The following is a 25,650-nucleotide window of genomic DNA, read 5'->3' as shown; positions in this document are numbered from 1 at the left end:
ACAGCGAGCTCAGTGCCCTGCCGTGACGAAGAGCGGCGGCATGCCCTCGGGGTGCTCGTCGGGCCCTTCGGTCTCGATGGTCACATGGCCGATGCCGAAACGCTCGGCCATGCGCGCGCGCACCGCAGCCTTGACCTCGCGGGCGCTGGCGCCCTCCGCGAGCACGAGGTGCAGCGAGGCCAGCAGCCGCTCGCCGGTGAGCCCCCAGACATGGAAATGGTGGACATTCGCGACGCCCGGAATGGTCATCAGTTCGTCGGAGACCGCCGTGCCCTGCAGCTCGTCCGGCACGCCTTCCATCAGTATGTTGAGCGAGGAGGCGATCAGCGACCAGGCGCTGCGCAGGATCAGGAGGCTGACGAAGACTGACAGGATCGGGTCGATCGGCATCCAGCCGGTGGCGAGGATGACCAGTGCCGCCGAAATCGCCGCCACCGAGCCGAGCAGGTCGCCGACCACATGCAGCAGCGCGCCGCGCATGTTGACGTTGCGCCGGTCGCCGCCGCGCAGCACCAGCACGCCGCCGACATTCACCAGAAGGCCGATGACGGCAACGATCAGCATCGGGCCGCCCAGCACCTCGACCGGCTGGGCGAAGCGCTCGATCGCCTCGTAGACCACCCATATGGCGATGAGGAACAGCGTGGCGCCATTGGCCAGCGCCGCCAGCACCTGGAAGCGGTGATAGCCGAAGGTACGGCGCGCGTCGCTCGGGCGGCGGCTGAGGCGGAACGCCATCCAGGACAGGAACAGCGCGATGGTGTCGGACAGCATGTGCCCGGCATCGGCGATCAGCGCCAGAGAGCCGGACAGCCAGCCGCCGGTCGCCTGCGCGATCATGTAGCCGCCGGTGAAGATCATCACCCAGAAGACGCGGTTCTGGCTGTCGTCGGTGACCGAAATGCCGTGGTCGTGCCCGTCACCCGCCCCATGGCCGCCCTTGCCACCGCGGGCATGCGCACCGGGCGCGTGATCGTGCTTGGCATGGTCGTGCGAGGCGTGATCGGGCGGCGGGGACGCCGGCTCGGCGGAGGCGTTCATCGGGATGTCCGTCTGGCGGGGAGCGGGCGTGTCAGCGAAAACGGGCTGTCGGAAGCTGGGAGAGCCGAAGCTGGGAGAGATGAAGCTGGCACGGGAGCCGTGACACCGGCGTGTCGGGCCGGCGGACGCCAGAGCCGGAGGATTCGCCGGCACGCGGCCGCCAAATCTGGGCTTGGGAAATGCCCCTTCTTGGGGGAGCGATGGCGCGGCACGCGTGCCGCGCCTCCTGAGGCGGAAGGCGGCGGGCGCGAGCGCCCGCCTCGCGGGATCAGTTGACGCGGATCACCCCGCCGAGCGGGCTCGGCTTCAGGTCGGCCGCCGGGATGGAGTCGGTGCAGAGCTGCTGGCGGAACGCGAGATACTCGTCGCGGCTGGCCTCGTAGCTGGGCGCCGTCACCGTGGTGGCGGTCTCGGTGGCCGGGGCGGGCGTCGCGGCAGGCGCCTCGGTCGGCGTTACCGTAACCTGCGTCAGCGGCAGGTCGCTGGCGGCGGCGACCACTCGGTCGGCGACGACATAGCCGAGCGTGTAGTCATGCGCGGCGCCATAGGTGATGCCGTAGGTGACGACCGTGCCGGCCGCCTCGCGCGCCGTCGTCGGGCCGACGAAGGGCAGTACGAGATAGGGGCCGGTCGGCACGCCGTAGCTGCAGAAGGCCGTGCCGAGATCCTCGGCCCGCGACACCCAGCCCAGTCGCGTGGCGACATCGAAGATGCCGCCGATACCGGCCGTCGTGTTGATGGCGAAGCGCCCGACCGACAGGCCGAGATTGTTCATGTCACCCTGCACGCCGCTGGAGATCGCGGTCAGCGGCTCGCGCAGATTGGTGAACACGTTGTCGATGCCGGTCTGCACCGAGGCCGGCACGCTGGAGCGATAGGCGCTGATCACCGGCTCGGCCACCACCGCCACGAAGGCGACGTTGAAGGCGTAGGTCGCGCGGTTCAGCGTTTCCAGCGGGTCCCACGCCGCCGAGGTGGCGGCCGTCTGCGCGGAGGCGGGCGCCGAGAGCAGCACGGCGCCGGCGAAGGCGAGCGGCAGGAAAGTCTTGCAGGCCCGGATCATGCGACGCTCCTTCTGTTCCGGGCGGCCCCTGCCGCGCGGCTGCGATATGACTGGTGCGCCCTCAGGGCAGCACCGCGTAACCGATGACCACCGCCCCCGCCGCACCGAGAGCGGTGGAGAGGGAACCTGTGGCCGCGAGACCGAGCGCGAAGGCGCCCCCCAGCAGAGCCGCACCGACCAGCATCTGCTGTGCCGGAAGCTCTAACCCGCTACCGGTGTCCCGGGTTCCCGCCTGCGCGGCGCCCAAGGCGTGTTCGTCGGCGGTCGGAAGCCGGGCCGGCTGGCCGAAGGCGACGGCCGGCGCGAGCGCAGTGACATGCACGTTGACGCGGCCCGCCGGCTCGGCGGCTCTGGCCGGTGCCGCAGCGAGCGCCGGGGCCAGCAGGGCGGCGGTGAGCAGGATTGCCAGCCTCGCCACCGCGCGCTCCTATCGGATCTGGTTGAGCAGGCTGGCGCCGTCGGTGACGACGCGCGCCCCGTCGGAGAGGCCGGATTCGACCACCATGCGGTTGCCGGCGATGCGCGTGGCGCGCACCTGCCGGGGCATGAAGGATTCCGCCCCCGTGCGCTCCCACACGATGGAGCGGCCGTCGGCGTCGCGGATGACGCTGGCGGCGGGCACCGGAATGCCCGCGATGGTCTTGTTCTGCTGCACGATCACCGTCACCGGCTTGCCGACCGACAGCCCTTCATGAGCGCCGACGACGCGGAAGCGCAGCGGAATGGCCTGGTTGCTCAGCGTCATGCCGCCGCCGATGAAGTCCAGCGCGAAGGAGCGCCCGTCGCCGGCGATCGCGGTGGCCGAGCGCACATTCTGGGCGATAGCGGGATCGTAGGCGGCGGCCTCTACCCACAGCGCCTCGGGATCGACGATCTCGAACACGATCTGGCCCTGGCTCACCGTGCCGCCGACCACGGCGGAAACCTTGGAGATCACGCCATCGGCGGTGGCGCGCAGCGTCTCGCGGCGGTCGAGCGCACCCTGCAGCGACACCAGCTCGCGCCGGTAGCCGTCGATCTGCACCTTCATCGCCTCGATCTTGTTGGTGCGGTAACGCACGAACAGCACGTCGCCGAGCCGTTCCATCTGCTTCTCGGCGAGCGAGATCTGGTTGGAAAGCTGCTGGATCCGCGCCTCGATCTGCGCGCGCTCGGACACCGTGACCGTCGGCTGGAGATAGGCGAGCAGGTCGCCGCGCCGCACCGGCATGCCGAGATACGGGAAAGTGCCGGCATTGGCCTCGATGATGCCGGCCAGCGGCACCGCCACCGTGGTGCCGGTAGACGGGTCGGTGATCACGTGGCCGGGAATCTCGTAAGCCATCGCCACATCGGCGGTGTGGCTGGTCGTCCAGCGCAGCGAGAACACCCGCTGGGTCGACATCGGCAGGAAGGCGGAGCCGTCCGGGCGCCGGTGCGGCGTGTCGCGCAGCAGATCGAGCGCCGCAGGCGGCTGCGACTGCGGGGGAACCGGCGCCGGCTCGGCGGCCGCCGTTGCGGGCGCGGCAGCGTCGGGCGCCGCGCCGGCGGGCGCCTCCTTCAGCGGCAGGCCGTCCGAGAGCGAGGCGACGCGGTAGGAGCCGTCGGCACCGCGTGTCCGCGTGGCGGTGGCGGGCAGCAGCGCGGCGACCGGCGCGCCGTCGGCACTGCTGACGAGGATGGGCAGCACCGGGCTGGAGCTGGTTCCGGGAATGCGCCGGCCGTCCGGCGTCACCGTCGCCTCGCGCATCTGCTGCGCGCTGGCCGGCGTCGCCGCCGGGTCCTTCGCGGGATCGGCCGGCGGGTTGATGCCGAAATCGCCGCTTTCATTCTCGATGAAATAGCGCGCGACATATTTCGTCCCGACCTCGGTGACGATGCCCGTCACGGCGATGGACGCGGCGAAAACCAGCGTGGTCACAACGTAGTAGAACATAGCTATCCCGGTCCGCGGCCCCGTCGGCACGCGCGGGGGACATCCGGCGGGCCGAGCGTTGAAACTCTAGCACGTCCCTACGGCAACGCGAAGAATTTCGCGGGTATTCCAGGGCCGGCGCGCCAAGGTTTCCTCGCGGCCGGAAAGGCGGTTTTTAGTTACCGCGAGGAACCCGCAAAGCGCGCCTCCGTGCCGGTGGGCGCGATTGCGCTTGATATGGAGCCGCCGCCGCCTATTCTCGTGGTTCACTCTCGGGAAACGCTCCATGAACCGGCGCCTGACGAACCGGCCCCTGCGAATCCGTGCGGCGACGTTGCTGGTCGCCGGCCTTCTCGCCGGCCTTCTCGCCGGGCTGGCCGGCGGCATTATGGCGGACCCCGCCGCCGCGCAGGGGCTCGCCAGCGACATGGATTTCCGCGGCGTGCAGGCGCTGCGCGTCACCATCAGCCCCACCACGGTCGAATCGCTGGATTGCGGCATCGAATCGATCGCGCTGGTGCGCGAGCTGCAGCACGGGCTGGAATCCGGCGGGCTCAAGCCGACCGAATCGGACGCCAATCTCGGCGTCATCACCATCCTGTCGGTGCGCGACGGCGACAGCGGCCTGTGCAATTCGACGCTGATGCTCGGTGCCTACAAGAAGGCTTCGTTCTTCGACAAGGATGCCGGCTGGATCCGCAGCGGCTATGTCGTGATGTGGCAGAGCGCGGTGCTGGTCGCCTCGCCCGCCGAATCGCACCCCGTGCAGGTGCGGGACGCGCTCGCCCGCCTTTCCGACGCGCTGCTCGGCGAGTGGCGCACCGCCAACCGCCCGGCCACCGCGGGCACCGTCAGCCAGTAATCGCCGCCCGCGGAGCGGCTCATCGACGCCGACCGCCGGAGCGCGGGCGTCTCCATCTTCACTTCGAAAGTCCTGCTCGGGATGTCCTGCTCGGCAGGTCCGGCGGGCGGTCCGTTGAGAAAGCGCGCCTGCAAACGAAACCGGGCGGCTGAGCCGCCCGGGAATGCACCGCAGATTATCGCCGGATCGCTGTCGCCGGTTCATAGGACCCGCTTCGGTCGGGCTCAGTTGCTGCCGTAGATCCAGCCGCCGACATAGCCGCCGACCACCGCGCCGACGGCGGAAACCGCGACCTGGCCCGTGGTCATGGCGTAGCTGGCGCCCGACGCCACGGCGGCGCCCCCCGCCGTCGCCGCCGCCCCGCCGGCAAGGCCCGCGGCGAGCATATTGGCGACCATGATGCCGCCGACCGCACCGGCGGTGATCGCCGCCACGCGGTAATAATCGATGGCGTTGGGGTCGGCCGGGGCGGGAACGGTGGAGGAGAGCGAAGTGGCGGGGGCCGCCTCGACGGTCGGCGCGGGAAGCGTCGCCGGGGGCGCGGTCTGCGCCGACGCCGGAGTGGCCAGCACGCTCATCGCGCCGAAGGCCGCGAGAGTGAAGGCGAGGATCAATTTGCGCATCGACGTCCGTCCCCCTGTGCGCCCGCAGGTCCCGCATCGGTCACGGGGCGCTCGATCAACCATTCGGAATGCGTAAGGCACGGCCTCAAACGTTGCGGAAAGGAAGCTGCAGCATCGAAGCCGACTTCTTTTCCTTGCCGATCTTATCATACCAGCCACGCGACATCATCATGTTCCGCTTGGGACGGAACTTGTTCTGCTCCATCACCTGCTTCACGTACTGGCGCGATTCGGCCTCGCTCAGCACGCCGCCGGCGAGCTCGTTGTACAGCGCGGACGCCTCGCGGAACTTCTTCTTATTGATCTTCTTCCGCCTGCCGCCATAGCGCGACAGGATCGGCAGGATGCGGCTGTCCACCTCGCGCTCCAGCCGCAGGCCTTGCTGCTGGGCGACATAAAGCACGATGCCGCGCGCGTCGGAGGGATCGAGGCCGAACTGAGAGATGCCCTGTTCGAGCAGACGGCGCTCCTCGGACTTGGAGAGGAACGGACGGTCGAGCGCCGCCAGCTCCACATAGCCCATGAAACGATCGCCCGTCGTGTCCTGCTTAGGCATTGCCCGCCCCGATTCCGGACGGCGCCGCAACGCCATCCTTCTCCCCATCTTCGCCACGCCGGGCGACACCGGCGTGACCCGAACTCACCGGCGTCATCGCCAGAATTGCATTATCGCGAAGAACGCATGCGACAGCAGCGTCAAAGATACGCCGATCACGATAGCCTTGGCGATGGCGTTGTTGATCGATACCACCGACAATTTCGGGCGCAAGCCGATCAGGATCGCCGCCCCGCTGCCGAGTACCGAACTCAGTACAATCTTGGCGGACACCCAGCCCAGTTGCGCGTAAAGCGCGGGGCCGGCCTCGATCAGCCGGCGGAAATAGTTCTCCTGCCAGAACTCGGGCGGCTGGTCGGGAAAAAACACCTGCCAGGTCTGCAGCGCCGACCATGAGGCGGTGGCCAGCGCCGCGACGGTGAGCAGCGCCAGCGACAGCGTATTGGCGACGAGGATCGACACGACGAGGTAGCGCAGCCCCGGAATGGCGAGGTTGCGCATCGCGGGAAGCTGCGCGGAGAGCGTGCGGTTGCCCAGATCCGCGCAGATCACCGCGCTGTTGCGCGCCACCACGAGAATCGAGGCGATCAGCGGTACCGAGATCGTCGTCTGCACGAAGCCGATGCCGGCCAGCGTCTCGTCGTGCAGGATCGACTTCAGATAGCCGCCGAAGGCGTGGTAGTTGAAGCCGAACCAGATCGACACGAAGCCGAGTATCGCCCCGCCGAGGCCCAGGTAGGCCAGCATGAAGGGCGAGGCGCACAGCACCCAGAAATATTCCGCGAAGTAGCGCGCAAACCAGCGCCCGGGACGGCCGCGCCGCGCCAGCCCCTGCCAGGCGTCGGCCTGCGGGGCGGTGGCGCCCGTTTCGGCGGCGGCGAGCGCGCTCTCGCCCTCGCTGTCGAGCCCGCGCATGGCACGCTCGATGGAGGCCATGTCGGGCGCGACCGGGCGCACGGTGCGCGCGCGGGTGTCGAGCATCAGCACCCGGTCGGCCAGCGGCAGCAGATCGTCGACATGATGCGCGGCGATCAGCACCGGCGTGCCGCGCTGGACGCAGATGTCCTTGATGATGCCCGCGAGCCGCCGCGAAGAGATGATGTCGAGCCCGGAATTGGGCTCGTCGAGGATCAGGATCGGGTGGCCGGCGATCAGCGTGCGGGCGATGGCGATGCGCTGCTTCTGCCCGCCGCTGCACGAGGCGATGGGCTGCTCGGGCCGGATGTCGGACAGCAGCGACATGATCGGCGTGGCGTCGAAGCCGCGCGCGCCCTCGCCCGCATGGTCGGCGGCGATCTTCACATTCTCGCCGGCGCTCAGGTCGTCGAACAGCGCGTTGCCCTGGAAGACGAGGCCGCACATGTCGCTGCGGCTGGTCGAAAGGTCGATCTCGCGCTCGCCATAGCTCAGCCGGCCGGCGATCTTCCATTCGCCGTCGCGTTCGTCGATCAGGCCGCAGAGCGTGTTGATGATGCTGGTCTTGCCGCTGCCGCTCGGCCCGATGATGATCACCAGCTCATGCGCGCCGACCTCGAAATGGGTGTCGCGCACGAGATCGACGCCGTTGGGCGTGGTGATGGTCAGCCCGGAGATGGAGAGCACCTGCCCGCTCAAGGCGCCGCCTCCCCTGCGCCTGACGCTGCCCCCGCAGCGACGCGCTGCAGCGTCACCGCCGTGTCGCTTTCCATGGTCTGCAGCCGGTCGAGATCGGCCGGCGTCACAAGAAGGATCAGCGGCGTGCGCGAGGCCACGGCGAAAGCCTTGAACACGTGGGCCGCCAGCGGATTCAGCGTGCTCTCCGAGCCGAGCCCGCCCAGATGCTGGGGCAGAGCCCCGGCGAGCGCGAAGAGCGAATTGGTGAAGGGCCGCAGCATCGCCCGCAGCCGCACGTCCCAGAACATCTGCGAGACCGTCGCCGGCACGCGGCGGTCGCGCATTAGCGCGTCGAAGCTGCCGATCACGAGGCGCTCGGCGAGCTGGCGCGCCTCGCGGGTTTCCAGCTGCGCCCGGCCGAAGCCGAGCAGCACGTGCTGGAGGCGCGGGTCGGCCAGCGTCTCGGTCATGGCGCGGATGGCGGGCTCGTAGTCGAGTTCGTAGCCGAAGGGCACGCCGAAAGCGTTCGCCCAGTTGGCGCGCAGCATCTGCCAGATGGCGGCAGAGAGCCGGCTGACGAGAATCTGGCGCACCTCGCCGTTGAGTGTGCGGCGCAGCGCCGGCTCGGCATTGGCGAGCAGCCCCTCCACCGCCTTCTGCGTGCGCGGGTCGCGCCAGGCGCTGGAGATGGCGTCGGTCAGCATGGCGCGCAGCACCGGGCGGTAGTCGTCGGTGAAGACGTCGGAGGTGATGACCCGCTCGATGGTCTGCGCCGCCATGTCCTGCACCAGCGTGATCCGGTGGCGCAGCTCCGCCTGCGAGGTGTCGGTCGCCGCCGCCCACAAGATGCCGAGGCTGGGATCGGCCAGCAGCGCCTCGGTGGCGTTGGCATATTCGTTGATGGTGCTCGGGAACAGGTCGACGCGGATCAGCCCGCCGGCGCCCATCTCGGCGGTGCCGTGCCGCACCACGCTGTGGTCGGGCTTCATGACGAAGACCGGCACCGTGCCGGTATAGCCGATGGTCGCCGGCTGCGGCTCGCGGAAATACATCATGCGCGCCGGCGACGGCGCATGCGGCAGCACGCGGTAGGCGGCGCCGACGAAGCCGGCGATGATTGCGGCCGAGACGACAACGCCGCCGGCATATTGCATGCGCAGGCTGAGCGTGGGCAGACGCACGGTGGCGAGGCGCGCGAAAGATGCACGGGGAAGGGCAAGCTTCGGCATCATGACGCCGCCCTCCCCCCATGAAAGGGAGTGCCCCCGCCGGCACGGTTTGCGCGGGGCCGGCGAGCCTCTAGAATTGCCGCCGCTCCCTGCGGGAGCCGCCTCCGGCCGGGCACAGGCTGCGGCATCAGGAGACCCCGTTGCGTATCCGCCGTCCACGCCCGCGCAATTTCGGCCTCGCCATGTTCGTGGTGCGCCTTATGGGCGCGCTGTTCCTCGTCATGTCGACCTACAATGCGAGCGGCTATTCGCTGGTCCACTGGATAAGCGAGCGCTGGGCGCAGGACTGGCTGGTGCAACTGCCGATCCTCTGCCTCTACGCCATCGTCTACGTGCTGCTGATCCGCGTCACGGTGCGCCAGCTCCGCGCGCCCGGCATCGCGCTCACCGTCGCCTTCCTCGGCGCGCTCGCCTACCTGCTGGTCGATGCCGGCATCATCCCGCTGCACGACATGAGCGACCTGCTGCCCATCGTGCTCTACATGTATGGCGGGCTGATCGCCATCGGCATGTGCTGGGCCTCGGCCTGGGTGATGCTGACGGGTCAGGTGAGCGTGGACAATCTGAACGCCTGAAGTGGTCACGCCGTTCGCGACCTCGCGGCAAGAAGCGCCGTGGTGCCGGCGTAGATGGCGAGCGCGATGGCGGCCAGCAGCAGGCCGGACACCGCCGCCCCCGGCGCGCGGGTGCTGGCCGCCGCGCCGGTCGCCGAGGAACCCTGCGGCAGATTGAGGATGAGCGTGTCCGTGCCCTCGCGCTCGCCGATCTTGTAGGACACCTCCAGCTCGTTGCGGCCGGCGGCAAGCATCACGTCGCTGGCGACATAGGTGCCGGGCGCCACCTCCTCGAAGGTGACCGGCACGAAGTCGATGGTCACGCCGATCTCGGCGCCGGTGGTGGGCTGCCCGTCGGAATAGCGTTGCAGGAACAGCACCAGCTTGTTGCGGTCATAGGCGAGCACGGCCTCCTGATTGCCGATGCGCGCCTCGGTGCGCGGGGCCACCGAGATGGTGCGCGCGACGGCGCCGTGATTGTGCCCGTCCTGCGCCTGCGCGGGCGCCGGTGCCAGCAGGAAAAGCGCCGCCAGCACGAACGCCGCGGCCACACCGGCGATACGGCCGATCGTTTGCCGCGCCATGTCTGCTCCTCCGATTTCCGGGCTTCGCCTGTCTCGGGTCAGCATGTCACCCATTCCTCGCCTTCATTCGCCGTCACGCGCCCTACCATGTCCATGGCCGCCGCCCGAAGGCCGAATCGACCTGTCCGTCGGTACGGTAGAGAGCCTCCTGCCGGCGGCGCTCCGAGCGCAGATCGTCGATCAGCCAGCGCCAGAAGTGCATCCGCCGGCTCTGCTCGCGCACGCTGCCGAGCAGGATGCGCATGACCGACATCGTCACCTGATGCTCGCGCTCGAACTGCGCGCGCAGCCAGCGCTCGCGCTCTAGCGCCGCCTCGGCCTCGCTGAACGGGCGCTCGGGCGCCTGCGGATCGGGCCGGATCGGCTCGTCGCCGATTCCCGGTGCCGGCGCGGGCGAGGCGCGGGCGACATCCTCGGCCGGTTGCGGGGTCGAATCGCCGGTCGGATCGCTCATCGCGGCAAGCCTCGGGCGGCCATTGCCGGCGCGGGCGCGCGCGGACGGGTGCCGCAGGCGCCATCATGCGCCGTTCCGCGTCGGGAGCAAGGGAGCGCGCGCGCATGGCCCTTTACGCTGCCGCGCGCCGTTCCTATTCTCGGGACCGCCTGGAGGTCGCCCATGTTCTACCTCGTTCCCGTCGCCGTCATCGTGCTCGGCCTCGCCGCCGACCTGCTGGTCGAGATTTCGGCCGAGCTGTCCAGCGAGGTGCTGATGGAGGCGGATGCCGGCGTGACCTCGCACGGCGCCCGCATCATCGGCGGCGATGTCGTTGACATGCGGCCGGAAACCTCGCTTCCCGGCTCACTGAAATAGTTCCCCCTCACGGCGCGGCCGGAGCGGCCGGTACCGGCGCGGGCGGCGGGTCGATCGCGGCCGGCTCGGCGAGCGGATCGGCCGGCAGCGCGGAAGGCGGCGGCGCCTCCGGCGAGGTGAACGACGCCTCGGGCGCGGGTATCGCCGGAGGCAGCGTCGCGGGTTCGTCGCCCGGCATCGCCGGCGCGAGTTCGGGCACTTGCGCCGTCGGCAGCTCCTTCGCCACGCGCTCGCGCAGCCGGTCGACGGTGATGCGCGTCATCTCGGTGATCGCCGTCTCGTTGCGCAGATAGCTGCGCGCCGCTTCCAGCCACGGGCCCATCGCCACGGCGGAAGGCGCATCGAGGTCGCGCAGCGCGCTCACGGCACCTGCGACGTCGCCGGCCGCCAGCAAGGCGCTGGCGCGGGTGACGCCGAGATTGGCCATCTCGACCTTGTGCGGCTCGGTGGCGAGACCGACATAGCGGCTCATCAGCGACATGCCGTACTGGTAATAGCCGCCCGGTTCGCCGATGCGCAGCCCCGCCGCTGCCACATAGGACGGGAACACGCGGTAGAGTTCGGCCGCGTTCGGCACGCCGGTGCGCGCCGGGCCCATCAGTTCGGTGAGATAGCCGGTGAACAGGTCGTTAGTGCCGGCGATGGCATAGACGTTCACCAGCTCCGCCTCGAAGGGACGGCCGGAATAGAAGGTCGAGCGGAGCTGCGCCAGCGCCACCGCGAAGACCGGCGAGGCGATGGCATCGCCCGCGTCCGTGCGCTGGGCCTCGCCCGCCACCGACTTGCCGAGCGCGTCAAGCGCGGTCGTCTGTTCCGCGATGCGGGTCGCCGCGGTCTCCTGCGCGTCGATCAGTTCGGCCAGTTCGCTGTTGAGCTTGCCGAACTGGGCGGTGCCGTCGCGCAGCCCGGTTTCGAGACGGGCGACGCGCTCGGCCAGCGGCACGATGCGCGCGTCACCGACCGGCATGAACTGCGGCAGCGCCCAGGCGACGAGCGCGGCCGCCGCCGCGCCGGCCACTGCACCGCCGACGATCCCGGCCCAGGCGGGCGGGGTCGCGCCGGATGACGCGGCGGCGGTCGTGGGCGTGTGCGCGGCCGCATCCGCAGCCGTATCCGCCATGGGCGCGGCCGTGGCGGGCTCGACAACCGGAGGCGTCGGCGCGGGCGCCTCGTCGGCGACGGGCCGGGAAGCGGCAATCTCGTAGGCCGAGACTTCCCTCGCCGCATCCGCGACGGGATCGTCCTGCGCATCGTCGGCCGCAGCGACCCGCGCCTCGCCCTGCCGCAGCCAGTCCTCGATCGAAGCGGTCGTCGCGGTGGCGGGGACGCCCTCGCCGGCCGGCTCCTCGACGGTCTCGGTGGTGTCGCGGGGAACCAGCGTCGGCTTCGCCCCGATGGTGACGCGCTTGGCCGTCATGTACCCTGCTCCATGATCTCGGCGGTCAGAGCCGCGATTTCCTTCGCGGCGGCGCCGCGCTTGTCCAGTTCGCGCACCAGCCGTCCGGTGGCCACGCTTTCGACGAAAGCAATACGCTGGCCAATGACGGATTCGAGCGCGGGGATCCCGTCGTCGAAGGCGTTGCGCACATCGCGCCCGATCACCGTGCCGGTGATGCAGCGATTGACCACGAAGGCCGCCTTCAGCGCCGGCTTGAACAGCCTGGCCTCGTTGATGAGCTGCACGATCTCCATGCTCGCCCACAGATCGTAGGAGGAAGGCTGCACCGGGATCAACACGAGGTCGGAGGCGAGGATGGTCGAGCGCGCCAGCGCGGTGACGCGCGGCGGGCCGTCGATGATGACGTGGTCATTTGCGCGGGCGATATCGGGCACTTCCTGATGCAGCACCTCGCGGGCAAGCCCGACCACACCGAAAAGGCGCTCCAGCCCGGTCTGCGAGCGGGTCTGCGCCCAGTCGAGCGCCGAGCCCTGCGGATCGGCATCCACCACCGCCACGCGCGCGCCGTTCGCCGCCAGCTCGCCGGCGATATGGGTCGCGAGCGTAGTCTTGCCGACGCCGCCCTTCTGGTTCAGCAGCCCGATGATCATGCCCTGCCCCCAGTGCCATGCCCGCCCCGGCCGGGCGCACCGGCCTCGACCGCCACATACGCCCCCATCAATAGGCACCCTTGAGCTGAGCGTCGGAAGTCTCGGCGAGCTTGTCGAGCGCTTTCGGCGCGAATTTGCGGAACAGCAGCGGCGTCAGCACCGTATCGAGGATGGTCGACGAGAGCAGGCCGCCGAAGATCACCACCGCGACCGGGTGCAGCATCTCCTTGCCCGGCTGGTCGGCTCCCATCAGCAGCGGGATCAGCGCCACGATGGCCGAAGAGGCGGTCATCAGCACGGGTACGAGGCGTTCATTGGCGCCGCGGATGATCAGCTTCTCGCCGAACACCTCGCCCTCGTGCTCCATCAGGTGGATGTAGTGGTTGATCTTCAGGATGCCGTTGCGGGTGGCGATGCCGGCGAGCGCGACGAAGCCAACGATGGAGGCGATCGACACGTCGACGCCGCTGATCTTCAGCGCCAGCACGCTGCCAATGAGCGCCAGCGGCACGTTGCCCATGACGATGCCGGCCAGCAGAGCCGAGCGGAAGCGCGCATAGAGGATCGAGAACACCAGCAGGAAGGAGATGGTGGACAGGCCGGCGAGGCGCAGCGTCGAGCGCGTCTGCTCGGCGAACACGCCCTCATAGACGATGAAATAGCCCGGCGGTACGCGAATCTCGCGCAGCATCTCGTTGATGCCGTCGATGGCGACCGTGTTGTCGCTGCCCCGTCCGTTGGCGGTGACGAGAATGCGGCGCTGGTTGTTCTCGCGCAGGATCTCGTTGGGGCCCGAGGTCTCGGTGACGCGGGCCAGCATGGAGAGCGGCACCTGCCCGGCGGGCGTGTCGATCAGCACCGAGCCGAGCTGCGCCATGGTGCGGTCGCTATCGCCAAGCCGGACCACCAGGTCGAAATGCTTGATGCCGTCGATGATCTCGGTGATTTCCTCGCCATTGGTGAGCTGGGCGATGCGCTGCGTCAGCTCGCCGGGCTGCACGCCGTAGAGCAGCGCGCGGTCCGGATCGAAATGCACCTGGATCTGCGGCACCGGCACCTGCCGCTCGATATTCACGTCGGTGAGGCCGGGGATCGTCTTGAGCCACGCCTCGACGTCCCGTCCCACGGTGCGCAGCGTCGACAGCTCGGGGCCGAAGATCTTCAGCACCACCTGCGCCGACACGCCGGTGAGCATGTGGTCGATGCGCATGGCGATGGGCTGGCTGATGCCGAAGGACCCCGGCAGGCCGGCAAGGCGCGCGCGCACATCCGCCATGATGGCCGGCAGCTTGCGCTTGCCGCGGTCCAGCTCCAGCTCCAGCTCGGTGACGTTGACGCCGAGTGCGTGCTCGTCCGCCTCCGAGCGCCCCGTGCGGCGCCCCACCCGCACCGCCTCGGGAATGCCGAGCAGCAGCTTCTCCGCCGTCGCCGCGATGCGGCTCGATTCGTCGAGCGAGATGCCCGGCTCCAGCGTCAGCGTGATGACCAGCGCGCCCTCGTTGAAGTGCGGGAGGAAGGAGCGCGGCAGCCACGGCACCACGCAGGCCGCCAGCAGCACGGCGCCCAGGATGCAGGAGATCACCGGCCCGGGATGGCCGAGCACCCAGCGCAGCAGCCGCGTATTGCCGCGCTTGAGCGCCCGCACGACGACGTTATCGGGGTGCTCGATGCCCTTGGTGTTGGGCAGCAGGAAGGAGCACAGCACCGGCGTCAGCGTGATTGACACCACCAGGCTCGCCAGGATCGAGACGATGTAGGCGATGCCCAGCGGCGGGAAGAGGCGCCCCTCGATGCCCGGCAGCGCGAAGAGGGGCACGAAGACCAGCACGATGATGGCGGTCGAATAGACGATGGAGGAGCGCACCTCCTGCGAGGCGGCGGCGATGACGTCGAGCGCGGGCAGCGGCACCGCCTTGTGGGCGTTCTCGCGCAGGCGGCGGAAGATGTTCTCGACGTCGACCACCGCGTCGTCGACCAGCTCGCCGATGGCGATGGCGAGGCCGCCCAGCGTCATCGTGTTGATCGTCATGCCCATCCAGCGCAGCACGATGAAGGTGGTGAGCACGGAGACCGGGATCGCCACCAGCGAGATGACGGTGGTGCGCAGGTTGAACAGGAACAGGAACAGGATGACCGCCACCGCGACGATGGCCTCGGTCAGCACCTGCTCCAGATTGCCCACCGCCGCATGGATGAAGTCGGACTGGCGGAACAGATATTCGTTCACGACCGTGCCTTCCGGCATGGAACGCTGCAGCTCGGCGAGCACCTGTTCGAGCTCGTGGGTGAGCTTCACCGTATCGGCCTGCGGCTGCTTCTGCACCGAGATGACGACGGCTTCCTGGCCCATCATGCCGGCCGATCCACGGCGCTGCTTGGGCTGGAAGGAGACTTCGGCGAACTGGCGCAGCAGCACCGGCTGGCCGAGGCGATGGTCGACGACGATGTTGCGCAGGTCTTCCAGGCTCTGCGTACGCGAGACGTTGCGGATCAGGAACTCCTGATCGCCCTGGTTCACCACGCCGCCGCCGGTGTTGGAGCCGAAGGCCTGCAGCGCGAGCCTGAGCTGGTCGAGCGAGACGCCGAGCTGGCTCATGCGGAGCATGTCCAGCGTGACGCGGTACTCCTTCACCAGACCGCCGATCGCCACCACGCGGCTGACGCCGGCCACGGACCTCAGCCGCTGACCGACGGTCCAGTCGGCGAGTTCGCGCAGGTCCATGGGCGAGAGGGTCGTGCTGGAAATCGCGACCAGCATGATCTCGCCCATGTAGGATGAGATCGGCGCCATGAGCGGGCGCACGCCGGCCGGCAGTTCCTGCTGCAGCGGCGCCAGCCGCTCGGCGACGATCTGCCGGTCGACATAGACGTCGCCGTCCCAGCCGAACTCGACGAAGACGATGGAAAGGCCGGTGGTCGAGGAGGAGCGCACGCGCGTCACGCCGCTCGCGCCGGCCATCGCCGCCTCGATGCGGGCCGAGACCTGGACCTCGATCTCCTCCGGCGCCAGACCCGGCGCTTCGGTGACGATGGTGACGAGCCCCTTGTTGAGGTCGGGCAGCACGTCGATCGGCAGGTTGGTGAGCGAGACGCCGCCATAGACCATGCCGCCGGCGAACAGCACGATCACCAGCAGCCGCGCCCTGAGGCTGATATTGACCAGAAACGCGAACATCGGCCCCGTCCCGCTCCCCTCAGCCCGCCCCGCCGCCCACCGGCGCACCGGTCGGATGGCCCGCAGGGGGGTGGTTCACGGCCTTTTCGACGGCGCGGTCTTGGCCGTCATGGGCATGCCCATGATGTCCATGATGACCATGCCCCTCGCCATGCCCGGGAATCGCCAGCGGCGCGTCGGAGACCTGCGAGATGACGATGGCCGAGATCAGCGCCACGCTCACCAGCGCGCAGACGATGGCCGCGCCGGTGGAGATGTCGAGCACCGCCGACAGCACGAGGCCGATGAGGTAGCCCGCCGTGCCGATGTTGAAGGCGATCATCAGCCGCCAGCGGCGCGGCGCGTGGAGCGTGGCCAGCGCCGGCACGATCAGCGAGGCGAAGACGAGCAGCACGCCGACGATCTGCACCGAGGCGGTGATGATCACCGCGAAGATGCCGTAGAACAGGATGCGCTCGCGGACGAGGTCGCGCGTCGCCCACAGGCCGAGCGCCACCGCCGAGAGAATGCCCAGCACGATAAGCTGCGTCTGCGAGACCCACAGGATCTGCCCGACGAGCAGTTGCTTGAGATATTCCGAGCCGTTCGGGCTGTAGGAGAGCAGCACGATCTGCAGCGCCGCCGCGACGATGTAGAGCACGCCGATGATCGCCTCCTGGATCGCCGGGAAGCGCTTGTCGGTCCAGGTCAGCAGCAGCGAGCAGCCGACCGCCGCGCCCACCGCGCTGAACTGCACGGCCCAGCCGGTGGTCGCGCCCAGCACGAGATTGCCGAACACGACCCCGAGCGCGGCGACCTGCGCGAGCGCGATGTCGATGAAGATGATGCCGCGATTGAGGACGATCGTGCCAAGCGGCACGTGCGTGGCGAGGATGAGCAGACCCGCCACCAAAGCGGGGCCGAGGATATCGAGGTTAAGTGCGCTCACGGCCAGCCAGTCCGTCCAGCAGGCGCTGGACTGAATCCTTGTAGAACTCAAGCAGGTCGGTCGCCTCGGGCGTACCGCCTACGGTGAAGGGAAGCTTGATCAGCGGGATCTTCGCCTTCTCACTCACGAAACGTGACGGCGCGGGATCCTCATAGGCGGCATAGATGACGAACCGCATGCGGTTCTTCGGCACGTCGGCGATGATCTTGGCCAGATGCGCCGGCCCCGGCGCCACGTTCGGCTCCGGCTCGACGATGGCGGCGGTACGCACGCCCAGCCAGTTGAACAGATAGGTCGAGTGGTCGTGCTGCACGACGATGTTGATGCCCTTGAGCGGCGCCGCCTTGGCCTTGAGCTCCTTGGTCAGCGCAGTGAGCTGGCTCAGGAAGGTCTTGGTGCGGTCGGTGTAGACGTCCTTGCCTTCGGGATCGAGGGCGATCAGGCGCTTGGCGAGCTGGCCGGCGATGACGCGCACATTGTTCGGGTCGCCCTGGACGTGGGGGTGGACCTCCTCCTCCTCCGCGCCGCGGGCGTCCACCTTGCTGTGCTCGCCCTCATTGTGCTCCTCGATCACCTTGGCGTATTCGCCGGCCATGAAGTAGCCGGGCTTGCCCTTGGCGACGTTCGGGTTCTTGGCGCGCTCCATGAGCGCGGGCAGCCACTCGTCCTCCAGCCCGATGCCGGTGCACAGCAGGAGGTCGGCCTCGCCGAGCGCGGCGATCATGCCCGGCGTCGGCTTGAGATTGTCCGGGTTCTCGAAGGCGGTGGTGGCGAGGGTCACGCTGGCGATGCGCTCGCCGCCGATCGTCTTCACCAGCGAGGCCCATTCGGGCACGCAGGCGAATACCTTGAGCGGCGCGGCGCTGGCCGTCGACACCGCCCCGAACAATGCCGCGCCCGCGAGCGCGTAAGCTATGATCTTCATCTCATCCCCCCGGAATTGATCATGCTACGGCAATAAACGGCACTCACGCACGGCGTCGGCACTCCCGGATGTCGCAAAGACGGAGCCTCGCCCGGCCGGCATCTGCCCCCGCAGGCAGCGCCGACCCGGCCAAGACGGGATTACGAGCGTTCGCGGCCGGCCAGCCCGTCGAGCAGGCGGTCGACCGAATCCTTGTAGAGGCCGAACAGGTCGTTCGCCTCGGGCGTGCCGCCCACGGTGAAGGGCAGCTTCACCAGCGGGATCTTCGCCTTCTCGGCCACGAAGCGCGACGGCGCGGGATCCTCGTAGGTGGCGTAGACGATGAAGCGAATCTTCTGCTTGGGCACGTCGCCGATGATCTCGGCGAGATGCGCGGGGCCCGGCGCCACGCCCGGCTCGGGCTCGACCGTGGCGGCGGTGCGCACACCGAGCCACTTCAGCAGATAGATCGAATTGCCGTGCTGCACGGCGATGCTGGCGCCCTTCAGCGGCGCCGCCTTCGTCTGCAGTTCCTTGGTCAGCGCGGTGAGCTGGTTGATGAAGGTCTTGGCGTTCGCCGTGTAGACGTCCTTGCCTTCCGGATCGAGCGCGATCAGCCGCTTGGCGAGCTGGCCGGCGATGACGCGCACATTGTTCGGGTCGCCCTGGATATGCGGGTTGCCCTCGCCGTGCATGTGGCCGCCGCCGGCGGACTTCTGGCCGTGGCCGTGGTCGACCTCGTCCGATTCGTCCTCGATCAGCTTGACGAATTCGCTGGCCATGAAGGAGCCGGGCTTGCCCTTGGCGATGGCGGGGTTGTTGGCCCGCTCCAGCAGCGAGGGCAGCCAGCCATCCTCAAGACCGGCGCCGGTGCACACGATGAGATTTGCCTTGCCGAGCGAGGCGATGAGGCCGGGCGTCGGCTTCATGCCCTCGGGATTGTCGAGCGCCGACGTCGCCAGCGTGACATTGGCGATTCGTTCGCCGCCGATCGCCTTCACCAGCGACGCCCATTCGGGCACGCAGGCGAACACGTCGAGCGGCGCCGCCTTGGCGGCCGTGCCGGCGACGGAAAGCAGCAGCGCCGCGCCCGCCAGAGCTTTAGCGATCGTCTTCATTCCAGGCCCCCCTTGAATTCCTCATCCACAGCAAAGGCACGTCCAGCGTCGCCAAACCCGCTTCGGCGACGATGACCAAACTACCCAGCTACCGCGAATAGCAGCCGGATTTCACCGCGTGCCGACACCTTAATTCGATTGGCGGGCGGACCAAACATTTAATCGAAAGAACGCTGCGGCATATCAAGGAAAACATGCATCTTTGACAGGCACCGCCGCTTTTCGATCACAAACTCTGGATGGCCTGCAGCAAATTCCGAATATCTTCGAGTGTCTACCGGGAGTTGAGCCCGTCAAGACGCGCATACACGGGCTGCGGCGACACCTGCATCGGTCTCGCGCGCGCGGGCCGGCAGCCGGATCGATCTGCTCCGCGATTGCGCGGGATCAATGACGCGTACCCCTCCTTCGCCCTCTGTGTCGTTTCGCCGTCGCCGCCGCTGCGCAATACTCCCGCCCGGGGAGAGCCGTTCCGGGCGGGCGCCGGCGGGCATATGAACGAGGAGCGGCATGGAATGAGCAATATGGCCCGGGCCGAAAGCGATCACGGCAAGTATGAGCGCCTGATCGCCCGTGCCGCCGGGGTCGGAGCCCTGCCGACCGCCGTCGCCCATCCCTGCGATGCCTCCTCGCTGCGCGGCGCGCTGGACGCGGCGAAGGCCGGTCTCATCATTCCGATCCTCGTCGGGCCGCAGGCGCGCATCCGCGCGGTCGCCGAGGCCGAGGGGCTGGACCTGACGGGAATCGAGATCGTCGACGCGCCGCACAGCGCCGCCTCCGCCGCCCGTGCGGTGGAACTGGTGCGTGCCGGCCGCGCTTTCTTCCTGATGAAGGGAAGCCTGCACAGCGACGAACTGCTCGGCGCCGTCACCGCGCGCGAGACAGGGCTGCGTACTGGCCGGCGCGTCAGCCATGTCTTCATCATGGACGTGCCGTCTTACCCCGAGCCGCTCTTCGTGACCGACGCGGCGGTCAACATCTTTCCTGACCTCGACGCCAAGCGCGACATCGTCCAGAACGCCATCGACCTGCATATAGGGCTCGGCCTCGGCCGGCCGCGCGTCGCCATCCTCTCGGCTGTGGAGACCGTCACCACCTCCATCCCCAGCACCATCGAGGCGGCGGCGCTGTGCAAGATGGCGGAGCGCGGCCAGATCACCGGCGGCGACCTCGACGGGCCGCTTGCGCTCGACAACGCCATCTCGCCGGAGGCCGCGCGCATCAAGGGCATCGTCTCCCCCGTCGCCGGGCGGGCGCAGATCCTCGTCGCGCCGGACCTCGAAGCCGGCAACATGCTGGCGAAGAACCTGACCTTCATGGCGGGGGCGGACGCCGCCGGCATCGTGCTGGGCGCCCGCGTGCCGGTGATCCTCACCAGTCGCGCCGACACGCTGCGCACCCGCCTCGCCTCCTGCGCCGTGGCGGTGCTCTACGCCGACGCGCGCCAGCGCCAGCCGGGACTGGGAGGCTGAGCGATGAGCGAGGCGATATTCGTCGTCAACGCCGGCTCGTCGAGCATCAAGTTCAAGCTCTACCGCGTCGCCGGGCGGGACGTGGCGCTGATCCTCGGCGGCGCGCTGGACGGCATAGGCTCCTGCCCGCGCCTCAAGGCGTCGGACGAAGCGGGCGACGTGCTGGTCGACCGCAGCTTCACGGTGGACGAGATCGGCAAGGCGTCGCAGGCCCAGCACGCCATCGGCGACTGGGTGACGCCCCACCTCGCCGAACATGACCTCATCGGCATCGGCCACCGCGTCGTGCATGGCGGGCCGCATTATTCGCACCCCGAACTGGTGACGGACGAGGTGCTGCGCACGCTGGAGAGCTTCATCCCGCTCGCCCCCCTGCACCAGCTAACCAATCTCGACCCGATCCGGGTCATCCGCGAGCGCCGGCCGGACCTGCCGCAGGTCGCCTGCTTCGACACCGCCTTCCACCGTGGCCATCCCGAAGTCGCCGACCGCTTCGCCCTGCCGAACGAACTCTACGAGGACGGCGTGCGGCGCTACGGCTTCCACGGCCTGTCCTATGAATATGTCTCGGGCGCGCTGCGCGAGCTGGCGCCGGAACTGGCGCGCGGGCGCGTCGTCATCTGCCATCTGGGCTCGGGCGCCTCGGCCTGCGGGCTGCTGGACGGACGGAGCCAGGAGTCCACCATGAGCTTCACCGCGCTGGACGGCCTGCCCATGGGCACGCGCTGCGGCGCGCTCGACCCCGGCGTGGTGCTGCACCTGATCGAACAGAAAGGCATGAGCCCGGCCGAGGTCGGCCACATGCTCTATCACGACAGTGGCCTGCGCGGGCTCTCGGGCATCAGCAACGACATGCGCGAGCTGCTGGCCAGCGACGCGCCGGAGGCGGCACTGGCGGTCGACTACTTCACGCTGCACGTGGCGCAGGCGGTGGCGCAACTCGCCGTCTCGCTCGGCGGGCTCGACGCGCTGGTGTTCACCGCCGGCATCGGCGAGCGTGCGCCGGAGATCCGCGCGCGGGTCTGCGCGCGCCTCGCCCTGCTGGGCGTGGCGCTCGACGTGGCGGCGAACGCGGCGGACGAGACCTTCATCGACGCCGACGGCTCGCTGCCCAGCGTGCTGGTCATCCCGACCGACGAGGAGCGGATGATCGCGCTGGCGACGCTGCGCCTGCTTCGCCCGCAGGCGTAAGCGCCCTCAGCCGTCGAGCAGCGCGAACAGCCGGGCGGCGGCGGAGAAGTCACGAAAGCGCGCCGCGCGGCGCGCCAGTGCCTCGGCATCGGTCCCCCACAGCCGCTCCTGCACCTCCTCGTCCGCATGGGCGGCCCGCCAGGCCTCTTCCGCCGTGAGGCGACCGCGCGCGACGGCGAGCGCGATCAGCGCGGAGCCGGACAGGGTGGTCATCAGGTTGAGCGCGGCAAGGCGCAGCGGGTCGTCCGGCAGCAGGCCGGCGACGATCTCCAGCGTGCGGGGCGGCTGCGCGACATGCATCACGCCCTCGCTCAGCATGAAGGTGGCGCTGAAGCTCTCGCGCATCCAGTCCAGCAGCGGGTCCCAAAGCTCGGCCTGCAAGGCGACGAGTTGGTCGGGCGCGTCGGCGCGGTAGCACAGCAGGTCGCTGCCGGCATAGCGCACCACCTCGCCGCCGACCTCCTCCATGGCGGCACCGACGCCGTCGAGCGCCGAATTGACCAGCCGCGTCAGCGGCATGGAAAGCGGGTCGATGATCTCGCCCTGCGCCGCCCATTCGCCCGCCATCTCCTGCGCCAGCGCGAGGCCGGGCACGGCGACGAGATTGCGGCCGGGCGTGCGCACCGGGCGGCCGTCGAGTTCGACGCGGAACAGGCCGTCATCGGCCGCGCGCGCGGCGGCCTCGGTGTAGAAGCGCTTGGGCAGCTTGCGCTCGCCGCCGAGGGAAGCGGATGCCCTCTGATCACTGTCGCTCACGGCACCTCCTCCCACATCTCGTCGATCGCCCGCATCAGCCCGTCGGCGTCCGACACCAGCCACTCGGCGCCCGACTGGGCCAGCATCTCGCGCGCGTGATAGCCCCAGGTGACGCCGATGGCGCGGGCGCCGGCCGCGCGCGCCATCACCATGTCGAAGCTGGTGTCGCCGATCAGCACCGTATCGGCCGCCTCCACGCCGGTCGCCGCCATCGCCTGCAACACCATGGCCGGATGCGGCTTGGAGGGCGCGTCATCGGCCGTCTGGATGGTGACGAAGCGCCCTTCCAGCCCGTGATGGCCGAGCACGGCGGCGACGCCGCGCTGCGATTTTCCGGTCGCCATGCCGAGCAGCACGTCGTCGCGGGCGATCAGCCGGTCGAGCACGCCGCGCATGCCGGGAAACAGCGGCTCGACAAAGCCGGGCTCAGTGCGCAGCTCGCGGAAGGCGCCACGGTAGAGCTCGGCCAGTTGCTCGGCGGGGAAGTCCGGGTCGTCGTCACCGAGCTGGCGCATCGCCTCCACCAGCGACAGGCCGACGATGCCGAGCACCGCCTCGCGCGGCGGCAGGACCAGCCCGGCCCGGTCGAAGGCCCGGCTCATGGCGGCGACGATGACATTCTGGCTGTCCACCAGCGTGCCGTCGCAGTCGAAAAGAACGAGTTTCATCGGTAGACCGCTGCACGCCTCAGATTCGGCGCCTCGCTTCGGAGCGGCACCGCACGAAAGCCGGCGACCATCAGGACAGCGGCGGCAAAGTCAAGCCCGCCGGCTCGGCGGGCGTGTCATCCGCTTTCGCCTGCAGCGGCGCGGGACGGCCGAACAGGTAGCCCTGCGCCTCGCGGCAGTCCTCCGCCTGCAACAGGCAAAGCTGCTCGATCGTCTCGACGCCTTCCGCCAGCACCCGCATGTCGAGGCTGCGGCCCAGCGCCAGAACGGCGCGCAGGATCGCCAGCGCCTCCGGGCTTGCCGCGATGTCGCGCATGAAGGAACGGTCAAGCTTGATGCGGTTGAACGGAAAGGCCCGCAGCGTGTCGAGCGAGGAATAGCCGGTGCCGAAGTCGTCCAGCGCCACCGTCACGCCGAGCGCGCGGATCGCGGTGAGCGCGGCGAGGCACTTCTCACGGTCCTCGATGATGAGGGTTTCCGTCACCTCCAGTTCGAGCCGCTGCGGCGCGAGCCCGGTCTCCTCGAGCACCTGCGCGACGAGGCGCGGCAGGTCTCCGTGGGTGATCTGGAGCGCGGAGATGTTCACCGCGACGCAATGAGGCTGGCGCCACGCCGCCGCGTCCCGGCACGCCTTGCGCAGCACCCATTCGCCGATGGGGATGATGAGGCCGCTCTCCTCGGCAAGCGGGATGAACTCCACCGGCGCCACCTGCCCGCGCACGGGATGGCGCCAGCGCAGCAGCGCCTCGTAGCCGAGAATCTCCGTCGGGCCGAACTCGTAGTCCAGCCGACATCCGGCCGCCCGCGGGCCGGTGGCGCCCAGGCTGGTCTGGACCTGATAGTGGAGATCGAACTCGTGGCGCTCCAGCGCCCGGCGAAGTTCGAGCACGAGCTCACGCCGCGCCCGCGCGGCCTCGTCCATGCCCGGCTCGTAATAGCTGACCCCACGCGCAGGATCCTGCTTCGCGCGATACATGGCGAGGTCCGCATTGCCCAGTATCTGCGGGCCGCTGTCGCCGTCCTGCGGGAAGATGGAAACGCCGAAGCTGGCCTCCGGCATCACGTCGAATTCCTTGATGCGTACCGGCGCGTCGAGCGCCATCTCAAGACGCCGGATGAAATCCTCTCCCCGCCGCCCATCCGGGAGCGGACAGATGGCGGCGAATTCGTCGCCTCCCATGCGGGCGAGAAACTCGCCGCTGCGCAGCACCGCCCGCATGCGGGCCGCCACCTCGCGCAGCAGCGTGTCGCCGCCTTCATGGCCATGCACGTCGTTGACGGCCTTGAACTTGTCGAAGTCGATGACGACCACGGCGAAGCTCCGGCCCATGGCGCGCTCGCGCGCAAGCTCCAGTTCGAGAAAGCTGGTGAAGCTGTTGCGGTTGGGCAGATTCGTAAGTGAATCGACAAGCGCCATGTGGCGCAGCGCATCGACCGCCTGCTCATTGGCGTCGGAATCGATCATGCGGCTAACCGCGCCGGTCGTCGCGACCAGCATGGCGCCGCAGGCCAGCGCCACCGCGAGCTCCCCCGCGCCGGAGCTGCCCGCCCGCACGTCGCCGAACGGCACGAGCGCGAGCGCCGCCATGCCGGTGAAATGCAGGGACACGATGCACAGGACGAAGCCGGCGAAGGCGAGCCGCCGCCGGCCGCCGGCCACCGCGCCCAGCGCAAGCAGCGCGAAGAGCACGGCGAGGACGACCGAGGCGACCACATAGGGCGGGTCCCAGATCAGCAGGCCCCGCACCTGATAGGCCATCATGCCCACATAGTGCATCGCCGAGACGCTGCCGCCGAGCACCAGCCCGGCGATGAGCCATGCCGGCAGATGCCGCCGCAGGTCATGCTCCGGCGCCAGATGGAAAGCGAGGGCGATGCCGCCGATCACCAGCAACAGCGAGATGACCGTGAGAAGCGGATCGTAGGTCGCCGGTACCTCGTCGCGATAGGCGAGCATGGCGACGAAGTGCGTGCACCAGACCACGCAGCCCGCCGCGACCGCCGCGATGAAGATCCAGCCCAGGCGCTGGCGCCCGCTGCGCTGGCACGCCCGTCGGAAGATTTCGAGCGCGATCCAGCTTCCGCTGACGCAGGTGATCACGGCGAGGGCGACGAGGGAGAGGTCATGTTCGCCTGAAAGGCATGAAAGAATACGCATCCGCGAGCCAACACCGCATGGAACGTCGTGTCGGAGTTCGGCCGGAGCGACGTGTCGTCCTTCTACGCGGCGCGGCGCGGACCAGATGAACGCAGGCGCGCCGTCAGATTATCCGACAGTCCCCGGGACATTCAAAGCACGCGGGGGTAGCAGCGCGCTGGCCGGCCCAAGGCAGCGCGGGCAATCGACGCGGAAAGGTGGTGGGCGGTGACGGGCTCGAACCGCCGACCCTCTCGGTGTAAACGAGATGCTCTACCAACTGAGCTAACCGCCCGACCGACATGTGCCGGTTCGCAGGACCGCCATCTGGCTGCGCGGCCGGACACCGGCGGGCCGTCATTAAGCATCCGCAGGACGAGGCCGCAAGAGGCCGGAGGCGTCAGGAAGGCGTCTACCGGGCCGGCGAGCGGTCAGCGCGATG

General features: G+C 69.2%; 24 protein-coding genes and 1 tRNA gene. 5 read left to right on the top strand and 20 right to left on the bottom strand.

What is annotated here, in order from left to right; genetic code table 11:
• Positions 1 to 9: 9 nt before the first annotated feature.
• From MWN33_RS15485 to MWN33_RS15470, 4 genes are all read right to left on the bottom strand, one after another.
• Positions 10 to 1,041: a cation diffusion facilitator family transporter gene (locus MWN33_RS15485; protein ID WP_247201945.1), complete on the bottom strand. Its 1,032-nt coding sequence runs from the start codon at positions 1,039 to 1,041 to the stop codon at positions 10 to 12.
• 268 nt (positions 1,042 to 1,309) lie between these two features.
• Positions 1,310 to 2,104 carry an MlaA family lipoprotein gene (locus tag MWN33_RS15480; RefSeq protein WP_247201944.1) on the bottom strand — a complete coding sequence of 265 codons (795 nt, stop codon included), beginning with the start codon at positions 2,102 to 2,104 and terminating at the stop codon, positions 1,310 to 1,312.
• Between the two features lie 61 nt (positions 2,105 to 2,165).
• On the bottom strand, positions 2,166 to 2,522 hold the full coding sequence (locus MWN33_RS15475) for a hypothetical protein (RefSeq protein WP_247201943.1): 357 nt from the start codon (positions 2,520 to 2,522) through the stop codon (positions 2,166 to 2,168).
• Between the two features lie 9 nt (positions 2,523 to 2,531).
• Positions 2,532 to 4,019 (bottom strand): efflux RND transporter periplasmic adaptor subunit, encoded by a 1,488-nt coding sequence (locus MWN33_RS15470; protein ID WP_247201942.1) that lies wholly within the window; start codon positions 4,017 to 4,019, stop codon positions 2,532 to 2,534.
• Between the two features lie 265 nt (positions 4,020 to 4,284).
• Between MWN33_RS15470 and MWN33_RS15465 the strand changes: the two genes are divergently transcribed.
• A complete protein-coding gene (locus MWN33_RS15465; RefSeq protein WP_247201941.1) occupies positions 4,285 to 4,860 on the top strand; it encodes a hypothetical protein in 576 nt (191 codons plus the stop codon).
• A gap of 224 nt (positions 4,861 to 5,084) precedes the next feature.
• Here the strand turns inward: MWN33_RS15465 and MWN33_RS15460 are convergent, their stop codons facing one another.
• The 4 genes from MWN33_RS15460 to MWN33_RS15445 all read right to left on the bottom strand — a co-directional run bounded on the left by MWN33_RS15460 (position 5,085) and on the right by MWN33_RS15445 (position 8,864).
• Complete coding sequence (locus MWN33_RS15460; RefSeq protein ID WP_247201940.1) at positions 5,085 to 5,483, bottom strand: hypothetical protein; 399 nt, start codon at positions 5,481 to 5,483, stop codon at positions 5,085 to 5,087.
• Between the two features lie 85 nt (positions 5,484 to 5,568).
• The gene (locus MWN33_RS15455; protein ID WP_247201939.1) at positions 5,569 to 6,039 is read right to left on the bottom strand and encodes a hypothetical protein; all 471 of its coding nucleotides are present in this window, start codon (positions 6,037 to 6,039) and stop codon (positions 5,569 to 5,571) included.
• A 93-nt stretch (positions 6,040 to 6,132) separates the two neighbouring features.
• A complete protein-coding gene (locus tag MWN33_RS15450; protein ID WP_247201938.1) occupies positions 6,133 to 7,653 on the bottom strand; it encodes an ATP-binding cassette domain-containing protein in 1,521 nt (506 codons plus the stop codon).
• The gene (locus tag MWN33_RS15445; RefSeq protein WP_247201937.1) at positions 7,650 to 8,864 is read right to left on the bottom strand and encodes a hypothetical protein; all 1,215 of its coding nucleotides are present in this window, start codon (positions 8,862 to 8,864) and stop codon (positions 7,650 to 7,652) included. Before MWN33_RS15445 ends, MWN33_RS15450 begins: the two co-directional genes overlap by 4 nt.
• Positions 8,865 to 9,001: 137 nt before the next feature.
• Here MWN33_RS15445 and MWN33_RS15440 point away from each other — a divergent pair, with 137 nt between their 5' ends.
• Positions 9,002 to 9,436, top strand: coding sequence for a DUF6524 family protein (locus MWN33_RS15440; protein ID WP_247201936.1), 435 nt, complete (start codon positions 9,002 to 9,004; stop codon positions 9,434 to 9,436).
• A 5-nt stretch (positions 9,437 to 9,441) separates the two neighbouring features.
• Here the strand turns inward: MWN33_RS15440 and MWN33_RS15435 are convergent, their stop codons facing one another.
• Both MWN33_RS15435 and MWN33_RS15430 read right to left on the bottom strand, forming a co-directional pair.
• The gene (locus MWN33_RS15435) at positions 9,442 to 9,999 is read right to left on the bottom strand and encodes a hypothetical protein (RefSeq protein ID WP_247201935.1); all 558 of its coding nucleotides are present in this window, start codon (positions 9,997 to 9,999) and stop codon (positions 9,442 to 9,444) included.
• An 82-nt stretch (positions 10,000 to 10,081) separates the two neighbouring features.
• Entirely contained in the window at positions 10,082 to 10,453 is a 372-nt protein-coding gene (locus MWN33_RS15430; protein ID WP_247201934.1) for a hypothetical protein, read from the bottom strand.
• A 162-nt stretch (positions 10,454 to 10,615) separates the two neighbouring features.
• Between MWN33_RS15430 and MWN33_RS15425 the strand changes: the two genes are divergently transcribed.
• On the top strand, positions 10,616 to 10,810 hold the full coding sequence (locus MWN33_RS15425; RefSeq protein ID WP_247201933.1) for a hypothetical protein: 195 nt from the start codon (positions 10,616 to 10,618) through the stop codon (positions 10,808 to 10,810).
• 7 nt (positions 10,811 to 10,817) lie between these two features.
• Here MWN33_RS15425 and MWN33_RS15420 read toward each other — a convergent pair whose 3' ends face one another.
• The 6 genes from MWN33_RS15420 to MWN33_RS15395 all read right to left on the bottom strand — a co-directional run bounded on the left by MWN33_RS15420 (position 10,818) and on the right by MWN33_RS15395 (position 18,984).
• Positions 10,818 to 12,227, bottom strand: a complete 1,410-nt coding sequence (locus MWN33_RS15420; protein ID WP_247201932.1) for a COG4223 family protein — start codon at positions 12,225 to 12,227, stop codon at positions 10,818 to 10,820.
• Positions 12,224 to 12,859, bottom strand: a complete 636-nt coding sequence (parA, locus tag MWN33_RS15415) for a ParA family partition ATPase (RefSeq protein WP_247201931.1) — start codon at positions 12,857 to 12,859, stop codon at positions 12,224 to 12,226. Before parA ends, MWN33_RS15420 begins: the two co-directional genes overlap by 4 nt.
• A 67-nt stretch (positions 12,860 to 12,926) precedes the next feature.
• Positions 12,927 to 16,034, bottom strand: coding sequence for an efflux RND transporter permease subunit (locus MWN33_RS15410; protein WP_247201930.1), 3,108 nt, complete (start codon positions 16,032 to 16,034; stop codon positions 12,927 to 12,929).
• Positions 16,035 to 16,053: 19 nt separating this feature from the next.
• On the bottom strand, positions 16,054 to 16,962 hold the full coding sequence (locus tag MWN33_RS15405; protein WP_247201929.1) for a metal ABC transporter permease: 909 nt from the start codon (positions 16,960 to 16,962) through the stop codon (positions 16,054 to 16,056).
• The gene (locus tag MWN33_RS15400) at positions 16,949 to 17,887 is read right to left on the bottom strand and encodes a metal ABC transporter substrate-binding protein (protein ID WP_247201928.1); all 939 of its coding nucleotides are present in this window, start codon (positions 17,885 to 17,887) and stop codon (positions 16,949 to 16,951) included. Before MWN33_RS15400 ends, MWN33_RS15405 begins: the two co-directional genes overlap by 14 nt.
• A 140-nt stretch (positions 17,888 to 18,027) precedes the next feature.
• Positions 18,028 to 18,984 carry a metal ABC transporter substrate-binding protein gene (locus MWN33_RS15395; protein WP_247201927.1) on the bottom strand — a complete coding sequence of 319 codons (957 nt, stop codon included), beginning with the start codon at positions 18,982 to 18,984 and terminating at the stop codon, positions 18,028 to 18,030.
• 515 nt (positions 18,985 to 19,499) lie between these two features.
• On the opposite strand from MWN33_RS15395, the gene MWN33_RS15390 reads away from it, so the two are divergent.
• Together MWN33_RS15390 and MWN33_RS15385 are read left to right on the top strand one after the other, a co-directional pair.
• The gene (locus MWN33_RS15390) at positions 19,500 to 20,456 is read left to right on the top strand and encodes a phosphate acetyltransferase (protein ID WP_247201926.1); all 957 of its coding nucleotides are present in this window, start codon (positions 19,500 to 19,502) and stop codon (positions 20,454 to 20,456) included.
• A 3-nt stretch (positions 20,457 to 20,459) separates the two neighbouring features.
• Positions 20,460 to 21,647, top strand: a complete 1,188-nt coding sequence (locus MWN33_RS15385; protein WP_247201925.1) for an acetate/propionate family kinase — start codon at positions 20,460 to 20,462, stop codon at positions 21,645 to 21,647.
• Positions 21,648 to 21,653: 6 nt separating this feature from the next.
• Here the strand turns inward: MWN33_RS15385 and MWN33_RS15380 are convergent, their stop codons facing one another.
• From MWN33_RS15380 to MWN33_RS15365, 4 genes are all read right to left on the bottom strand, one after another.
• Positions 21,654 to 22,403, bottom strand: coding sequence for an ATP12 family chaperone protein (locus MWN33_RS15380; protein ID WP_247201924.1), 750 nt, complete (start codon positions 22,401 to 22,403; stop codon positions 21,654 to 21,656).
• Positions 22,400 to 23,071, bottom strand: a complete 672-nt coding sequence (locus MWN33_RS15375) for an HAD-IA family hydrolase (RefSeq protein WP_247201923.1) — start codon at positions 23,069 to 23,071, stop codon at positions 22,400 to 22,402. Before MWN33_RS15375 ends, MWN33_RS15380 begins: the two co-directional genes overlap by 4 nt.
• Positions 23,072 to 23,141: 70 nt before the next feature.
• On the bottom strand, positions 23,142 to 25,229 hold the full coding sequence (locus MWN33_RS15370) for a putative bifunctional diguanylate cyclase/phosphodiesterase (RefSeq protein ID WP_247201922.1): 2,088 nt from the start codon (positions 25,227 to 25,229) through the stop codon (positions 23,142 to 23,144).
• A 198-nt stretch (positions 25,230 to 25,427) separates the two neighbouring features.
• Positions 25,428 to 25,503 (bottom strand) — tRNA-Val (locus tag MWN33_RS15365).
• Positions 25,504 to 25,650 lie beyond the last annotated feature (147 nt).

The sequence above is a fragment of the Ancylobacter koreensis genome (assembly GCF_023016525.1).
GTDB classification, from domain to species: domain Bacteria; phylum Pseudomonadota; class Alphaproteobacteria; order Rhizobiales; family Xanthobacteraceae; genus Ancylobacter; species Ancylobacter koreensis.
The sequence above is the reverse complement of the archived record's forward strand: the minus strand, read 5'-3'. Positions and strand labels throughout refer to the sequence as shown.

Coding starts and splice junctions, on each gene's coding strand:
- MWN33_RS15480 (WP_247201944.1), bottom strand. CDS start 2,104: ATGATCCGGGCCTGCAAGACTTTCCTGCCGCTCGCCTTCGCCGGCGCC.
- MWN33_RS15410 (WP_247201930.1), bottom strand. CDS start 16,034: ATGTTCGCGTTTCTGGTCAATATCAGCCTCAGGGCGCGGCTGCTGGTG.
- MWN33_RS15470 (WP_247201942.1), bottom strand. CDS start 4,019: ATGTTCTACTACGTTGTGACCACGCTGGTTTTCGCCGCGTCCATCGCC.
- MWN33_RS15370 (WP_247201922.1), bottom strand. CDS start 25,229: ATGCGTATTCTTTCATGCCTTTCAGGCGAACATGACCTCTCCCTCGTC.
- MWN33_RS15445 (WP_247201937.1), bottom strand. CDS start 8,864: ATGATGCCGAAGCTTGCCCTTCCCCGTGCATCTTTCGCGCGCCTCGCC.
- MWN33_RS15425 (WP_247201933.1), top strand. CDS start 10,616: ATGTTCTACCTCGTTCCCGTCGCCGTCATCGTGCTCGGCCTCGCCGCC.
- MWN33_RS15395 (WP_247201927.1), bottom strand. CDS start 18,984: ATGAAGACGATCGCTAAAGCTCTGGCGGGCGCGGCGCTGCTGCTTTCC.
- MWN33_RS15455 (WP_247201939.1), bottom strand. CDS start 6,039: ATGCCTAAGCAGGACACGACGGGCGATCGTTTCATGGGCTATGTGGAG.
- MWN33_RS15390 (WP_247201926.1), top strand. CDS start 19,500: ATGAGCAATATGGCCCGGGCCGAAAGCGATCACGGCAAGTATGAGCGC.
- parA (WP_247201931.1), bottom strand. CDS start 12,859: ATGATCATCGGGCTGCTGAACCAGAAGGGCGGCGTCGGCAAGACTACG.
- MWN33_RS15465 (WP_247201941.1), top strand. CDS start 4,285: ATGAACCGGCGCCTGACGAACCGGCCCCTGCGAATCCGTGCGGCGACG.
- MWN33_RS15400 (WP_247201928.1), bottom strand. CDS start 17,887: ATGAAGATCATAGCTTACGCGCTCGCGGGCGCGGCATTGTTCGGGGCG.
- MWN33_RS15420 (WP_247201932.1), bottom strand. CDS start 12,227: ATGACGGCCAAGCGCGTCACCATCGGGGCGAAGCCGACGCTGGTTCCC.
- MWN33_RS15430 (WP_247201934.1), bottom strand. CDS start 10,453: ATGAGCGATCCGACCGGCGATTCGACCCCGCAACCGGCCGAGGATGTC.
- MWN33_RS15435 (WP_247201935.1), bottom strand. CDS start 9,999: ATGGCGCGGCAAACGATCGGCCGTATCGCCGGTGTGGCCGCGGCGTTC.
- MWN33_RS15375 (WP_247201923.1), bottom strand. CDS start 23,071: ATGAAACTCGTTCTTTTCGACTGCGACGGCACGCTGGTGGACAGCCAG.
- MWN33_RS15460 (WP_247201940.1), bottom strand. CDS start 5,483: ATGCGCAAATTGATCCTCGCCTTCACTCTCGCGGCCTTCGGCGCGATG.
- MWN33_RS15485 (WP_247201945.1), bottom strand. CDS start 1,041: ATGAACGCCTCCGCCGAGCCGGCGTCCCCGCCGCCCGATCACGCCTCG.
- MWN33_RS15385 (WP_247201925.1), top strand. CDS start 20,460: ATGAGCGAGGCGATATTCGTCGTCAACGCCGGCTCGTCGAGCATCAAG.